We start from the raw sequence: 15,031 nt of genomic DNA, 5'->3' as shown, positions 1-15,031 counted from the left end.
TGACTGGGGCGGTTGGGATGACAGAGGCGGTTGGATTGTCTTCATACCCATGGTCTTCATACCCATGGTGTGCGGGGATCTGCTGCGGGACGATGATCTGGCTGCTGCTGCGCGCACCGACCCTGCGGCTGCGCCGAATATCGGCATTGGAGGGCACCGTCGACCGTCCGGCCTCCCGCATCGGCATCACCGCCGTCTTGGCTTCGCTGATCGCGTTCCTGCGCAACGGCGGCAGCGTGGTCGAGGCGTTCGAGGAGCAGGCAGGCCGCCGGTTTCCCACGGCGACGATCAACGAGCATCGCGTACGCGAGGTGATGGAGGCCCGGCGGGCGAAGGGTGAGACCGAGGAGCAGGCCGACCGGGTGGCCCGTAGCGTGACCGTGGCCTGTCTGGTCAGCGAACGGCTGGGGTGCGAAACGGCCCGCTGTCTGGAGGCGGTGACGGCCTCGCACCGCAGGACGCGGCTGGTCGATGAGCTGCGTGCCAAGTCGATGGCCATGCCACAGGCCACGATCCGGCTGCTGGCCTCGCTGCCGGCGATCACCATCATGCTTGGCGAGCTGCTCGGCGCGCATCCGCTGTCGTTCCTGTTTGGCAGTGCGATCGGCGGCATGTGTCTGACGGGCGGGCTGGTGTTCTGCCTGATCGGGGTGCTGTGGGTGGAGGGATTGCTGCGTCGCCTGCGGGATCCGGAATCTCACGTCGTTGATCGCGATGGAGGTGGTGACGATGACTGACATCTGGTCGTTGGTCTGCGCCTGTGCGGTCATCGTATTCGCGTATCTGCGCCTGCGCCCCGTGCGGTGGATGCCGCTGCTTGATCGTCGCACGTCATGCGAGGAACTGCCGGTGACCCTGATGCTGGAACTGATCGCCGTGGCCGTGCGACAGGGATCCTCCATTCCCCGGGCCCTGCAGATCATCGGTGCGGTATCCGGCACCCGGCTGGGCGACGACATGGTTCATGTGGCTTCGGCGCTGAACCGCGGAGTCGAGTGGAACAGCGCATGGTCGGTGGTGTCCCCGCGTGGCCGGCAGGCCGAGAACCTCGAGGTGCTACGGAACACGTTGGAGCCGTCCTGGCGGCACGGGGTCTCGCCGCTGCTGCGCATCGCCGCTCAAGTGGAGCAGATCGACCGGGACGAACGGCAATATATCGAGCGCGAGGCAGCCGGCTTGTCGGTGAGGCTGCTCATGCCGATGGGACTGTGTTTCCTGCCGGCGTTCATCCTGATCGGCGTGGTGCCGTCCATCGCGGCCTTCGCCGGCGGATAGCGGGCGTGCGATCGTTGCCGGACAGAGGTCCGGTCATCAGCATCATCGTCGAACAACCAAGACAGGAAAGGAGGCAAAACCGAAGCGGAAGACGACCAATGGCAGCAATGCCATGCATCAATCATCAATCCAATGGCATCAATACGCGGGACGGCAATCCATACCAACCCGCATCAGCGCTCACCGAGCGCATCAACGAATTCACCACGTCGGCCGATCCTCCGAGAGCGTCGGCCAGGCAACGAAAGGAACAGTATCATGACACAGCATCACGGAACCCAGATGGTTCGACTCGATGATTCCGCGCCTCCCGAAGGGATGGGCGACATGGTCGGACGACTCCGGCAGAGGATCTATCTACTCGACGCCCGATTACGGACGATGACCGCCGAACCCGAGAAGGGACTGGCCACGGCGGAGTATGCGGTGGTGATGATCGCGGCCACCGGATTCGCCGGGCTTCTGGTGGCGATCCTGAAATCGGGCGCCGTCAAATCACTGCTCACCAATATCGTCCGTCAGGCGCTGAGCGTCTGATGCGGGCGGACGCGATGCTGGCCCGCAAGGTGCTGCGGCGCATTCGCGGTTGGTGGCGCATTCGCGGTGGTTTCGGTTCCGTCGGTTCCGTCAGCGACGGCGGTGACATCGGTGACGGGCCGAAACCATCATGGCGGTACGGGATCGAACGCGGTACGGTCACAGCCGAATTCGCGGTGGTGCTACCCGCGGTGATGGTGTTGGCCCTGCTCTTGTTCGGTTCGGCGCGGGCGGTGACCGTCGGCATGACCTGTCAGGAGGCGGCTCGTGCCGCGGCGCGGGAGATCGTGGTGTCCGCAGAGTCCGGCGGCGATCCCAGCGGCGTGGTCTCCCGCATCGCCGGGTCTGGGGCGTCGGTCAGCGTATCGCGGGGCGGTACCGAGGTGACCGTGACCACGCGATGTCCGGTGATGCCCGGTCCGCTGGGCATCCTACCGGCGTCGATGACGGGGAAGGCGGTGGCGATACTGCATGAGTAGGGGCTGCGTGAATCGGGATTGCGTTGATCGGGAACGTGCTGATCGGGAATGTGCTGATTGGGACTGCGCGGATCGGGAACGTGCCTGCGGTTCGCGAGTCCGCGCATGGGAGCAGGGCAGCGGGACGGTGACCGGTGTTGCGCTGGTGTGCGCCGTAGGCGTGATGCTGTCGGTGATCCTCGCCGTGGGCAATGTGCTGATGAGCAAGTCGCGCGCGCAGACCGCGGCGGACAACGCGGCGCTCGCCGGCGCCACGGCGCTGTATGAGTCGACGGGGGCTCCGTGCGCGATCGCGTCGAACGTGGCGGCTCGTAACGGCGGAACGCTGACGTCGTGCGAGGTTCACGGCGAGGACGTCGTCGCCGCGGCTTCCGTCCGCTCACGGGTGCCGGTGGTCGGTGACGTGGAGGCTCACGCGAAAGCCGGCCCGAAGGATTGCGAATAGGCGGCGGTTGCCATGAGGCAGTGGCCGTCATCCTTCGGACCGGCTTGGCGGGGCTGATTTGCTGGACCGGCTTTCCGGGGCTGGCTTGGCGGATCAGTCTGAGAGCGGATGCCGTTCGGTCGGGCGATTCAGTGCTGTTCCTGTCAGGCTGCCTTCTGGGCGTCCTTCTTGGCGTTGACGAACCAGTAGGCGAGGGCGACGAAGACCGCGCCTCCCACGATGTTGCCGAGCGTGGCCGCCGAAAGGTTGTACAGGATTCCCTGAACGGTGACCGCGTCCGCGCCGGCGGCGTCCGCGCCGAAGCCAAGCGTCTTCGCCAGCAGGCCGACGGGCAGGAAGAACATGTTCGCCACACAGTGCTCGAAGCCCATGGCGACGAAGCCGGCGATGGGCAGCAGGATGCCGAGCACCTTGTCGCCCACCGAGCGGGCGGAGAAGCCGATGCGGACGGCCAGACACACGAGGATGTTGCACAGGATGCCGCGGAAGAACAGCGTGAACCAGTCGGGTGTGATCTTCGACGCCGCGGTGGCGACGGCGGTGCCTCCCACGGCGCCGTCATTGAGTCCCATGGTGCCGGCGAAGCCGATCAGCGTGACCAGCAGCAGGGCTCCGGCGAGGTTGCCGAACCAGACGATCACCCAGTTCTTGGCGAGCGCGCTCCAGCTGATCTTGTGGGCGGCGATGTCGGAGGCCATCAGCGAGTTGCCGGTGAACAGTTCGGCGCCGCAGCACAACACGAGCACGAGGCCCATGCAGAAGGCGAGGCCGCCGACGAAGCGCTTCGGTCCCCAGGTCATCGCCGGGTCGGAGGTGACGATCAGGAAGAACAGGGCGCCGAAGCCGATGAACGCGCCGGCGAACATGGCGGAGACGAAGGCCTTGCCGCCGCTGAGCTGGGTCTTGGCCACGCCGGCGTTTTCCACGGCGGCTTCGGTCTCCGCCGGGTTGAGTGCGTTGATGTTGAAGATGGGGACGGGGATCTTGGGCTCTTCCGTCTTCTGACCTGCGAGCTGGGTCTGGCTGGCGGTCTGCTTCTGTGGGGTCATGGGCGTCTGTGCCTGCTCGGCCACGGTGCCGACGCTCGTTGCGTTGCCGTTCTCCGGCATGATGGTTCCCTTCCTCTGGGGTGGATCGTGATGGTTCTCTTCGACGTGCCGCACCTCGATGTCGATCGGAGTCGATCAACGGCCTCGTCGTCAACCGCACACCATATTCGCGCATCCCGTTGACCCGGGCGGTCTCGTTCCCATGATTTGCAAAGGACCATGATTTATGTACTACAATAATGAAGGTGCTGATAGCCCTGATGAGCGATCTGTTCTCGTCCGTATGTCGGCGTTGAAGCACGGCGTGGATCCGGCTGACGCGCTGGCGGTGATGGACCATCCGCAGGCGACTCGCATCATGAGCGAAGATCCTCTGAAAGTGCTGTATCTGGGGTTTGGCGGCAATGCCGTCGCTTTGGAGGTGGTTGCAGTGCTGAACAAAGGCCGATGGCGTCTCATTCATGCGATGAGACTGCGAAAAACCTATTGGCCATTGCTGCTGCAGGGGGCCATGGAGTATCCACGATGGAAAGGCAAACGATGAAGAAACCGCATTACAACTATGTGATCGTCGGAGATGACTACTTCTCCGAAGAGGAAAACAAGATGCTCAACGAGGCGGCCGAGGAAGCCGAACGCGGGTATTCGCTGGAGTTCCTGAACAAGTGCCGCCCGGGCCGGCCGCTGAAGATCGGCAGAACCCCGGCACGGCACAAGGTGCAGGTGCGGCTCGACAACGCCCGTCTCGAACTGGTGGACGGCTACGCCCGCAAACTCGGTGTCTCCCGCTCCGAAGCCATCCGCGCCCTCCTCGACAAGGCCCTCGCCTCCGCATGAATGCCATACGGATACGTCCAATGCGGTCTGTTGCGATGTCCGGTAATCGTAATCGGTAAGCGGAGACGCTGGTTCGACGTCGTCTTTCCATTCACCGGAAACGGTGTTGTCGCGAGACATGGCGATTCCTATAGATGGAACAGTGCGGTGGAATGCCGCACATCAGGCACGACGAAGTGCGTGAATGGAGGTATGACCATGACGACGACGATGCGTAGACTGAAGATTTCGGAAGACCGCCGATATTTCGAGTATGAGGATGGTGAGCCATTCGCATGGCTTGCTGATACGGCGTGGACGCTGCCTCAGCGGATCATGTGGCAGGATGTGGAGCATTACATGCGGCTGCGCAGAGCTCAGGGATTCACCGTCGCGCAGATCGTGGCGCTGGATCCGGAGCGCGACGTGCTGATGCGCACTCCATCGGGCTGTCCCGCATTGCATGACGGAGATCTGAACCAGCCGAATGAGGAGTATTTCGCATATCTCGACCGTATTCTCGAGGCGGCGGAGCGTCACGGCCTGTATGTGCTACTGCTGCCCGTATGGGGTCAGCTGGTGGTGGGCGACAATTGGATGGGCGAAACCTTCGAGAAAACCGTCACCGAAGAAAACGCCCGAGGCTTCGGTGAATGGATCGGCCGGCGATATCGGAACCGATCGAACGTGCTGTGGTGTCTGGGAGGCGACCGTCAGCCGATCCACAAGGGCGTCGACTATCGCAATGTGTGGCGCAGACTTGCCGAGGGACTGGCGAAGGGTGTGCTGGGAGCGGATCTGCGATACGACGACCCCGACCCTCGATGGAGGGACCTGCCATTGACCTACCATGCCTGTCATGAACTGGAGACCGGCGAATGCTCGACGATGTCGTACTGGACGGACGATGAGGCATGGATCAGCTACATCATGCTGCAATCCGGGCACGGTGTCGATGCCCGCAATTTCGATCTGATCGCCAAGGAGTATGACCGTGCGAGGCCCATGCCGGTGTGGGACGGCGAACCCGCCTATGAAATGATGCCGACGTCGTGGCCTGATTTCACGCAGTTCCACGATTCATGGATGGTCCGCCGGAGGGCTTATTGGGGTCTGCTATCCGGTGCATTCGGACACACCTACGGCCATTGTTCGGTGTGGAGCTCCATCGGCGAACGGGAGCGCGATGCGATGTTCCGCAAAACATGGTTCGAAGCGTTGACCGATGAAGGCGCCGGACAGATGCGGTACCTGCGCGATGCGATGGAGAGCCTTGGTCTGGGCCGATGCCGTCCGTGTCGGGATGTGCTGGCCGAGAATCCGGATGATCTGGAACACCACATGCAGGCGGCGATGAGCGCAGACGGCGAGGCGTTGCTAGTTTATCTGCCCAGCGGTGGTGAGGCGATCCTGCATAGGACACGGGTGTCCGAATTGTTCTGTCAGAGTCCGGAAGGACTGGGCGTGCTCTGGTATTCGCCAAGGAATGGCGATCGGTGTGAGGGGAGACTGATCGAGGAGGATTCTCGCCTAGTCGGTGTGGCGCCCACCGCAGGTAGGGGAGAGGATTGGCTGCTGGTCATCGCCCCGGTAGATCGTATGCCGGATATCGTCGTCGGCGATTACGGAGAAGGCGGTGAACAGGCGGACGGTGAGGAACGGCGCGGTCCTGCCAAGGTATTCCAGTGGTGACCGGACCGGATTCGATCCATGAATGATCCTCGATGAAGGTATGGAGGATCATCCATGGATCATCCGTAGGCGATCACCGATACCGACAGGCGAAATCGGTGAATCGGGCCGGTGCGGTGACTGCGGCACTGGCCCGATCTCCACAGGTCTGCGCATATGGTCCGATCATTACGCCGAAGCAGCCGCCGGTCACTTCCGAGGAGAGATACTTCGTACGATTGCGGCCAAGATCGATTCGGGCACCGTCATCCGTTTCGGCGGAGAACCGATAGGCGTCGGGCTGTGCCTCGATGCGCAGCGTCACGCGGTACGGGTCCGTTTCTCCGCTGAGGTGATCCGTGTTGAGGTGACCGGCATCGTCGGTGAGCCTAACCATCTGATCGATGACCTTGAGATCGCCTACGCAGACGCGTTTGATGAGGCGATATCCGTCGGTCAGGCGTTGCACCGCCAGATCGTAGTGATGCTCGTCGTCCATGAAGACCGTCAGCCCGGCTTCGCCGTCGGTGACTTCCACCGTGCAGACGATATCGGCGCAAAGATCACGCTGCCGCATGGCGAGGAAGGTCGGTGCGCCCGGCGTATCCAAGGTGACCGAGGTGCCGGTCATGGTCACGGTGACGCCGGGTTCGTTCTCATCTCCATGCCCGGAGATCCTGCCGAACCGGATCCGATCCGGCAGAGGCTTGCGCAGTGTGCACCAGTCGACGCCCGGTTCCGTGTTGTCGAACGTCATCGTATCGAGTGGACGTTGGGTGACGCCATCATCGATCCGGTCGGTGTCCACGTCCAACGAGGCGGTGCCGGGATGATCCGGATCCCCGGCGGTGAACCAGCCGGCATCATCGAAGGTGACCGGCGTGAGCAGGGTTTCGCGTCCGATGTGGTGGTAGGGTGCCATCGTTCCCTGCTGTCGGAACCCAAGGTGCAGCATCCACCAGTTGCCGTGATCGTCGTCGATGAGGTCGCCGTGTCCTACGCCCTGCAGCATGCTGTTGCCGAGATCGCGGTTGGTGAGCACCGGGTTGCCGTCATATGTCTCGAATGGGCCCCACGGTGACGTGCCGCGTGCGTAGGTGATCATGTGCCCGTACTCGGTGCCTCCTTCCGCGGCCAGCAGATAATACCGGTCTCCGATGCGGTAGAGATGCGGTCCTTCGAGGAACCGCCCACCGGTACCCGTCCAGATCGTGCGGCTGGGCGTGAGCTTTTCGCCGGTCTCGATGTCGATCTCGCATAGCGCGATGCCCTTGCGGCCGTCGTCTGCCACGCCGTTGCTCATGAAATACGTGTGATCTTCATCGAACAGCAACGATGGGTCGATGCCGCCCTGATCGATTGGGATCGGGTCGGACCATTCGCCGTGGATGTCGTCGGTCCAGACGAGGAAGTTCCAGCGCCCGCCGACGTCGGTGGTCACCAGGTAGAACCGGCCGTCGTGATATCGCAGCGTGGGTGCGAAGATGCCGGGACGGTTGAAGTCGTACGACAGATCGATTTGGCTGGTGCGGGTAAGTGCGTGACCGATCTGCCGCCAGTTGATCAGATCATCGCTTTCAAATAACGGCACTGCAGGGAAATACCTGAACGAGCTGCATGCCAGATAGTAGACGCCGTTCGCCTTGGTGACGCTTGGATCCGGGTAAAAGCCGCCGATGACGGGATTGTGGTAGTGCATGCCGAATCGCTCCTTTGCGTGTGGCCGGGCTTCCGGTGTGGAAGGCCGTTATGTCCGGTGCCGATCGGCTGATCGGATGCATTCACTGTATGAGCGGCGCGGATGAACGAACCGTTCGATTCCCACTCAGCGGAAAAACTGGAACACGACGTTGCGCTGAGACGGTTACCGGGAAATACTGCCCAGCCGGAAGTCACGACAGAGTCCCAGACAGAGTGCCTAGGCGGAGGGGCGGGCCTTGCTGGCCTCCTCCCAAGGCGGAAGCGTTCGCCGTGGCTTGGGGCCGGCCAGCCGTCGGGAGATATCCTTGGCGGTGGCCTTGACCAGAGGAACAAGCTGTTGCAGCGGTATGGTTCCGGTCCGTACCACGACGCCCACCGCGGCCACCACGGATTTGGTGCGGTCGGTGACCGGAGCCGCCACCGAATGCACCGGGGCTCCGGGCGTGGTCAGCACGGCGAGCCGTGTCCGCCGGATGGCGTCGAGATCATCCCGGATTTCCTGTGGAGTGGGTCTTGGTGAGTCGAACGACGGCCAGATGAAGGCGTCGTCGTCCAGCACATCAGAGATCACGGTCGGTGAGGCGAACGCCAGCAGCAGCCGGCCGACCGCCGTGGGCACCGGTGGCATGGCGTCTCCGATGTGATAGTAGATCGGCAGATCCTGCTTGCCGATCCGGCGATCGATGATCCTGGCGTCGCCGTCCTCGAGCATGGCGAGTTGGACGTGCAGTCCGGTCGCCCGCTCCAGATTGTCGAGTGCGGGTGAGGCCAGCTCACGGATATACAGCATCGGCTTCGCGGTCTGGGCGAGTTCCACAAGGTGATTGCCGATCGAATAGTTGCCGTCCCGGTATCGGGTGATGGCACCGTGTCTGCGCAGATCGCCGAGCAGACGACTGGTCGTACTGATCGGTAGTCCGCTTCGTGCGGCGATCTGGGTGAGATTGAGTTGCGGTTCCTCCGACGTGAAGCAGTCGAGAATGGCGAACGCACGGTCGATAACGCCGGGATTGCCGACTTTGCCGGCTCTGCCGCCCTTGGAAGACGATTCGTTGCCCATATCGCTCATGACTTCACTGTACGCGTCGTGATTTCGCCGACGTGGCCTGTTTTTCCGTTCAGTGGAAATTGTGTTCTCGCCGGGTGTCCGCCACCGGTAGAACCGAAGTATCAATCGACCGATGCAGAGGCGCACGGTACGAAGGATGGCCGCAAAACGGTCGGCTTCAGCGATATGTTTATGCCTCAGAACATAGGAATGAAGCGTCATCGTTGGATAGTTCAAGCAGGGAAAACCGGCATGGGCAGAGTTGCCCTGACCGGTGCAACATTCGAAGGAGACGAGATGAGCGAGTCCCAGACCACGGTGTCCCAGACCACGGCGCAGACCGTGCAGGATCCTGATGACGACTACGATCGCATCGTCAGTGAATACGGCAATCCGAAGAGGACGATCGCATTGGTGCTGATCGCCGCCATCGGCATGTACATCATGTGCATGTCACTGTCCACCTGTCTGTCGCTGCGCATCGCGGCGATCGCACCCGACCAGAAGAACGACTTCTACAGTCGCATCGTGGCCATCGGCAGCTTCACCATGCTGTTCGGCCAGCCGATCATCGGTGCGCTATCCGACCGCACCACCAGCCGTCTCGGTCGCCGCAAGCCGTGGATCATCGGCTGTCTGCTGATCTCCGTGGCCGCGCTCGCCGTGTCCGGCATCAGCGACAACATGGTCGTGCTGGGCGCCGCCTACGTAATCGGCGTGCTGATGATGCAGTGCGGCTTTTCCATTTACAGCGTGATCCCCGTCGAAGGCGTCCCCAATCGATACCGAGCCCGCGTTATGGGCTTCATGGGCATGTTCGGCGCCCTTGCCACCTCATTCGGTTCCTACCTTGCCGGCGCCTTGGTCCGTCATCCGCTGATCCTCATGACCATGCCGGTGCTGCTCGGCCTCATCACCTCCATTCCGCTGTTCGTGCTGTACAAGGATCCGGTGAAGACCAAGGACGAGGTGCCGCCGCTGGACCTCAAGGAAACGTTCTCCGGCATGATCGTCAACCCGCGCCAGCACCCGAACTACCTGTGGGTCTGGATCACCCGCTGCCTCACCGGCTTCACCATCGCCGCCATGTTCAGCTACTTCACCTACTACATGATCGACGGTCTCGGCGTGCCGCTGGACGACGTCGGCGCCAAGGCTGGCCTGCTCACCCTGCTTTCCGCCCCCGTGAGCATCCTGTTCTTCACGATGTCTGGCGTGATCTCCGACAAGATCGGCCGCCGCAAGCCCCTGGTCATCTTCGCCGGTCTGTGCATGGCTGCGGCGCTCGTGCTCGGCGGCACCTCGCACAGCTTCATCCAGTTCATCATCGCCTGGGAGCTGTTCGCCGTCGGACAGGCCATGTACCTCACCGTCGATCTGGCCCTGTGCGCTTCGGTGCTGCCCGATCAGAAGGACGCCGGCAAGGACATGGCCATGTTCAGCGTGGCCCTAAGCATTGGCCAGATGCTCGCCCCCGCACTGGCCCCGTTCTTCATCAACATCGGCGCGAGCCCGAACTACCTGCTCTTCTGGTGCGTGGCCGCCGTGGCCGCACTGGTCGCCGCCGCCATGATGCCGCTGGTCAAGGGCGTGAAGTGACGGCGAACTGACGTCGTGATCGATGCCGGCCGCACCGGAGGCGGGAACGCCGCGGGTGCGGCCGGCATCAGAGCCGCGAGACACGGACCGTAGGACAAGGATGGAAGACATGGAAGCAGCAAACATGAACGGTGATCTTCGACACGATGCCGCCGGACTCCGCATCGCCGATGTGCGATTCGGCCACAGCCGGCCTGGCGACGTGATTGGATTCGCGAGCCCGACCCCGGCGATCTCCTGGCGGGTCGCCGAAGCTCCCGATGGCTGGCGACAGGCCGCGGCACAGATCGCCGTGATCCGTGACGGCAGGGAAACCGTGACTGACCTCGCTGGCGTCGACAGCGTCTTCGTCGACTGGCCGGTCGACCCGTTGATCTCCAAGGCATCCGCCGCCGTCCGCGTTCGCGTGGCCGGCTCCGATGGACGTTGGTCCGACTGGTCCGACCCGGCGACCGTGGAATGCGGGCCGCTCAACAAGGCCGATTGGTCCGGTCGGCCGATCTCTCCGACCCCGACCGTAAAGCGCGCGGATCCCGCCCCGGTGATGGTCCGCCGATTCACCGTCGGACCCGACGCCGACGACGCCCGCCTGCACATCACCGCCGGCGGAGTGTATGTCGTCTACCTCGACGGCCGGCGTATCGGTCATGACGAACTCGCCCCCGGCTGGACCGAATACGGCAAGCGTATCTGCGCGTTCAGCTACGACATCACCGATCTGCTTACTCCTGGCGAGCACGAAATCGCCGTGATCCTCGGCAACGGCTGGTATCGCGGCCAGCTCACTTGGGGCTGCCGCACCAACGTGTACGGCGACGACCTGTGGCTGCTCGCCGATCTCGATTGGCACGATCGCTCCGGCAGCCATACCGTCGCCACCGACGATCAGTGGCATTGGCGAAGCTCCGGCATTCTGTCCAACGATCTGTACGACGGACAGATCACCGATACCCGTCTGCCGCTGCTGGGGGACGATGCCGATCCGGCTAACGACGTGACCGTCTATCCCATGCCCGAAGCGGCGATCGTCCCCGCCGAAATACCGCCCGCCCGCATCATCGACACGATCCCCGGTCAGAAGATCATCGTCACGCCATCTGGGAAAACGGTCGTCGACTTCGGCCAGAACGTCTCCGGCTGGGTGCGCATGACCGTCCGTGGCGCCAAGGCCGGCGACCGGCTGATCCTGCGTCACGCCGAGGTCATGGAACATGGCGAGCTTGGCGTACGTCCGCTGCGCAACGCCAAGGCCATCGACGAGTTCATCCTCAACGGAGAGGCCGAGCAGATCGTGGAACCGCAGCTCACCCAGCACGGTTTCCGGTATGTGCAGGTCGATTTCGACGGTGAACCGGCCATCGGAATCCGTCCCGAGGACCTCGTCGCATGCGTGGTCTCGGCCGACATGGATCAGCTCGCCGACTTCGAATGCTCCGACCCCGATGTCAACCGGCTGTTCCTCAATGCCCGCTGGTCCGCCGTCGACAACTTCCTCACCGTCCCCACCGACTGCCCGCAGCGTGACGAACGTCTCGGATGGACCGGCGACATCGCCGTATTCGCACCCACCGCGGTCTCACTGCTCGATGCCGGCGGCTTCCTGAGCTCCTGGCTCGTTGACATGGCCGCCGATCAGGGTGCCGACGGCGGTATCCCGGTTGTCATCCCCGACGTGCTCGACGGGCCGAAACTCACCTGCGGTTGGGGCGACGCCTGCGTCCTCGTGCCGTGGGCCGTCTACCGGGCCACCGGCGACGCGACCGTACTGAAGCGATTCCTGCCCATGATGAGCCGGTTCATCGACGGCGTGGACGCGCTCACCCACGGCACCCACCGGTGGGAAGGCGGCTTCCAGTTCGGTGACTGGCTCGACCCGGACGCCCCGCCTGAGGACCCGGGCAAATCCAAGGCCGACTCCGACGTGGTGGCCACCGCCTACTTTGCCCACTCCACCCGAATCGTGGCCGAATCCTATGCGATCGTCGGTGACATCGAATCCGCGAGACGATACCGCGCGCTCGCCGACAACATCGCCGACGCCTACCGTGCCGAATACGTGACCGCCAACGGACGAATCCTCTCCGACTCGGTGACCGTGTACGCGCAGGCGATCATGTGGGATCTGCTTGCCACCGACGCCCAGCGTGACGGAGCCGGTGCGCGACTGGCCGATCTGGTGCGCATCGGAGCCTTCCATATCTCCACCGGTTTCCTCGGCACACCGCTGGTCTGCCCGGCGCTGGTGAAGGCCGGACACGCCGATCTGGCGATGCGCATGCTGCTGCAGCGCGGATGCCCCAGCTGGCTGTACCCGGTGAGCATGGGCGCCACCACCATCTGGGAGCGATGGGATTCCATGATGCCGGACGGGTCGATCAATCCCGGCGAAATGACAAGCTTCAACCATTATGCGCTGGGAGCCGTGGCGCACTGGCTGCTCGAAGGTGTGGCCGGCATCGAATCGCTGGCCCCGGCATGGCGGCGGGTGCGGATCAGCCCGATCATTGCCGATGCCGTCGCCGCCGGGATGGACCATGCGAAGGCCGTGCAACGGACTCCGTACGGCGAACTGTCGGTTTCATGGCGGATCGGCCAGGGCACTGGCCTAGGCGAGCGGTCCGCGACGATCGACATCACTGTACCGGTCGGCGTAACCGCGCAGGTGGTGCTGCCCGACGGGCGGACCGAGGATCTTGATCATGGCCGACATACGTTGACCGCCACTGTTCCGGCCGGACGTGGATCCATCGATACCGTGCGCGACCTGCTCGACGACGCCGATCTGTTCGCCGAACTGTGTGAGTGGGTGCGGCGGGCCGATCTGATCGCCTACTCGCATGGCAATGTGGATTCGGCCATCGCCAAGGGCGCGGCGGCGAGCCTCAACGAACCGGTGGAGGAGATCATCGAGATCGTCTCCGGTCGCGGATACATGCCACAGGCCGACAAGGCCGCCGACGTGGCACGGGCCTTCGTCGCCGAACGGCTCGGCCACTGACTGGCTGCGTAATGTCTGGAGGCCGGCTGTCGGCTTCGGTCATCTTCAATCATCATCAATCGTCAACAAGTAAGGAGAACATCATGACCACTACCGCCCACGCTTCCCAGGGCACCCGCCGTCCCGACCACTTCCTGTGGGGAGCCTCCACCGCCGGCCATCAGGTCGACGGCAACGACACGAACGCCGACACCACCTTTCTGGAGCATGTGACCCCGTCCGTGTTCAAGGTGCCGGCCGATGCGGCCTGCAACAGCTGGGAGCAGTGGGAGGATGATCTCGACCTGATCAAGTCGTTCGGGCTCAACGCCTACCGATTCTCGGTGGAATGGTCGCGCATCGAACCGGAACACGGTCATGTGGACGAGTCGGCTCTCGACCATTACGATCGCGTGGTCGACGGGTGCTTGGAACGTGGCATTGCCCCGGCCGTCACCTTGTGCCACTTCACCGCTCCGCACTGGTTCGCCAAGGAAGGCGCATGGTTCAATCCGCAGGCTCCCGACTGGTTCACCGAGCAGTGCTCCCGTGTGATCTCCCGTTTGGGCGATCGCATCGCGCTGGCCGTGACGTTCAACGAACCGAATCTGCCGCATATTCTGGCGGCCGGCGGTCTGCCGCAGGAGGCGATCGATCTGCAACGCCTGTGCCTCGATGCTGCCAGTCGTAAGGCAGGCGTTGCACGCTACCGTACCGGCAACGTGGCAATTCCCGAGGAATTCGACGAACTCGAGGAGGGGTTCAAGAAGGCGCATCGTGCGGCCGTGGCGGCCGTGCGCGCCGAGCGATCCGATCTGCCGGTGGGACTCTCGCTGTCGGTGATCGACGACACCTATGCGACCGAGCGCGGCAAGGAGTTGTGCGAGACGAAGCGCGCCGCCTGCTACGGCACATGGGTGGACGCCGTGCAGGGTGATGATTTCATCGGCGTGCAGAACTACGAGCAGCTGGTCTACGGCGATGACGGCATCATCCCGCCTGTCCCCGGCGCTCCGGTCAACGGCATGGGTACCGAGGTCAAGCCGCTGTCATTGGCCGGTTCGGTAGAGTACATTCACGAGCTCACCGGAATGCCCGTAGTGGTAACCGAGCACGGCATCTCCACCGACGACGATGAGCTGCGCTGCCGGTTCATTCGCGAATCGGTGCCGCCTCTGATCGACATGGTGCGCCGCGGCGTGCCCGTACTCGGCTACTTCCACTGGACGCTGCTCGACAACTTCGAGTGGATCTCCGGTTACGATTCGAAGCTCGGTCTGTGTTCGGTCAACCGCGAATCCGGCAACTTCGAGCGTACCCCGAAGCCTAGCGCCGGAGTCTACCGCGATCTGGTCGCCTCCGCCGTGTTGTGATAGGTTCGGTGATGGTGACGGCGTCTATGACAGTGACGGCGTAATTCGATCGACCTGATAC

At 63.3% G+C, this 15,031-nt stretch carries 14 protein-coding genes; 11 read left to right on the top strand and 3 right to left on the bottom strand.

Features of this window, described 5'->3' with window-relative positions:
• The first annotated feature begins 92 nt into the window (after nucleotides 1–92).
• From CSQ87_RS02790 to CSQ87_RS02770, 5 genes are all read left to right on the top strand, one after another.
• Nucleotides 93–737 (top strand): type II secretion system F family protein, encoded by a 645-nt coding sequence (locus CSQ87_RS02790; RefSeq protein WP_100512345.1) that lies wholly within the window; start codon nucleotides 93–95, stop codon nucleotides 735–737.
• Nucleotides 730–1,275 carry a pilus assembly protein gene (locus tag CSQ87_RS02785; RefSeq protein ID WP_243388805.1) on the top strand — a complete coding sequence of 182 codons (546 nt, stop codon included), beginning with the start codon at nucleotides 730–732 and terminating at the stop codon, nucleotides 1,273–1,275. The genes CSQ87_RS02790 and CSQ87_RS02785 overlap by 8 nt, the downstream gene beginning before the upstream one ends.
• Nucleotides 1,276–1,593: 318 nt before the next feature.
• Nucleotides 1,594–1,812, top strand: coding sequence for a DUF4244 domain-containing protein (locus tag CSQ87_RS02780; RefSeq protein ID WP_243388820.1), 219 nt, complete (start codon nucleotides 1,594–1,596; stop codon nucleotides 1,810–1,812).
• Nucleotides 1,812–2,291 carry a TadE family type IV pilus minor pilin gene (locus tag CSQ87_RS02775; protein WP_243388804.1) on the top strand — a complete coding sequence of 160 codons (480 nt, stop codon included), beginning with the start codon at nucleotides 1,812–1,814 and terminating at the stop codon, nucleotides 2,289–2,291. The genes CSQ87_RS02780 and CSQ87_RS02775 overlap by 1 nt, the downstream gene beginning before the upstream one ends.
• Nucleotides 2,284–2,736, top strand: a complete 453-nt coding sequence (locus CSQ87_RS02770; protein WP_100512343.1) for an Rv3654c family TadE-like protein — start codon at nucleotides 2,284–2,286, stop codon at nucleotides 2,734–2,736. Before CSQ87_RS02775 ends, CSQ87_RS02770 begins: the two co-directional genes overlap by 8 nt.
• A gap of 143 nt (nucleotides 2,737–2,879) precedes the next feature.
• Here the strand turns inward: CSQ87_RS02770 and CSQ87_RS02765 are convergent, their stop codons facing one another.
• Nucleotides 2,880–3,845 (bottom strand): formate/nitrite transporter family protein, encoded by a 966-nt coding sequence (locus tag CSQ87_RS02765; protein ID WP_207761079.1) that lies wholly within the window; start codon nucleotides 3,843–3,845, stop codon nucleotides 2,880–2,882.
• A 166-nt stretch (nucleotides 3,846–4,011) separates the two neighbouring features.
• Between CSQ87_RS02765 and CSQ87_RS02760 the strand changes: the two genes are divergently transcribed.
• The 3 genes from CSQ87_RS02760 to CSQ87_RS02750 are packed head-to-tail and all read left to right on the top strand — an operon-like array spanning nucleotide 4,012 to nucleotide 6,293.
• On the top strand, nucleotides 4,012–4,329 hold the full coding sequence (locus CSQ87_RS02760) for a toxin (protein ID WP_207761078.1): 318 nt from the start codon (nucleotides 4,012–4,014) through the stop codon (nucleotides 4,327–4,329).
• Nucleotides 4,326–4,622, top strand: a complete 297-nt coding sequence (locus tag CSQ87_RS02755; RefSeq protein ID WP_165776712.1) for a ribbon-helix-helix protein, CopG family — start codon at nucleotides 4,326–4,328, stop codon at nucleotides 4,620–4,622. Before CSQ87_RS02760 ends, CSQ87_RS02755 begins: the two co-directional genes overlap by 4 nt.
• The gene (locus CSQ87_RS02750; protein ID WP_207761077.1) at nucleotides 4,623–6,293 is read left to right on the top strand and encodes a glycoside hydrolase family 140 protein; all 1,671 of its coding nucleotides are present in this window, start codon (nucleotides 4,623–4,625) and stop codon (nucleotides 6,291–6,293) included.
• Between the two features lie 73 nt (nucleotides 6,294–6,366).
• Here CSQ87_RS02750 and CSQ87_RS02745 read toward each other — a convergent pair whose 3' ends face one another.
• Complete coding sequence (locus CSQ87_RS02745; RefSeq protein ID WP_100512341.1) at nucleotides 6,367–7,971, bottom strand: glycoside hydrolase family 43 protein; 1,605 nt, start codon at nucleotides 7,969–7,971, stop codon at nucleotides 6,367–6,369.
• Between the two features lie 219 nt (nucleotides 7,972–8,190).
• On the bottom strand, nucleotides 8,191–9,042 hold the full coding sequence (locus CSQ87_RS10765; RefSeq protein WP_165776711.1) for an IclR family transcriptional regulator: 852 nt from the start codon (nucleotides 9,040–9,042) through the stop codon (nucleotides 8,191–8,193).
• Nucleotides 9,043–9,318: 276 nt separating this feature from the next.
• On the opposite strand from CSQ87_RS10765, the gene CSQ87_RS02730 reads away from it, so the two are divergent.
• From CSQ87_RS02730 to CSQ87_RS02720, 3 genes are all read left to right on the top strand, one after another.
• Nucleotides 9,319–10,620: an MFS transporter gene (locus CSQ87_RS02730; protein WP_165776710.1), complete on the top strand. Its 1,302-nt coding sequence runs from the start codon at nucleotides 9,319–9,321 to the stop codon at nucleotides 10,618–10,620.
• 109 nt (nucleotides 10,621–10,729) lie between these two features.
• Entirely contained in the window at nucleotides 10,730–13,618 is a 2,889-nt protein-coding gene (locus CSQ87_RS02725) for an alpha-L-rhamnosidase (RefSeq protein WP_207761076.1), read from the top strand.
• Between the two features lie 83 nt (nucleotides 13,619–13,701).
• Nucleotides 13,702–14,970: a family 1 glycosylhydrolase gene (locus tag CSQ87_RS02720; RefSeq protein WP_100512338.1), complete on the top strand. Its 1,269-nt coding sequence runs from the start codon at nucleotides 13,702–13,704 to the stop codon at nucleotides 14,968–14,970.
• The last annotated feature ends 61 nt before the right edge of the window (nucleotides 14,971–15,031 follow it).

This window comes from Bifidobacterium simiarum, from assembly GCF_002802905.1.
GTDB classification, from domain to species: domain Bacteria; phylum Actinomycetota; class Actinomycetes; order Actinomycetales; family Bifidobacteriaceae; genus Galliscardovia; species Galliscardovia simiarum.
Note: the sequence above shows the minus strand (reverse complement) of the source record. Positions and strands in the feature narration are given on the sequence as shown.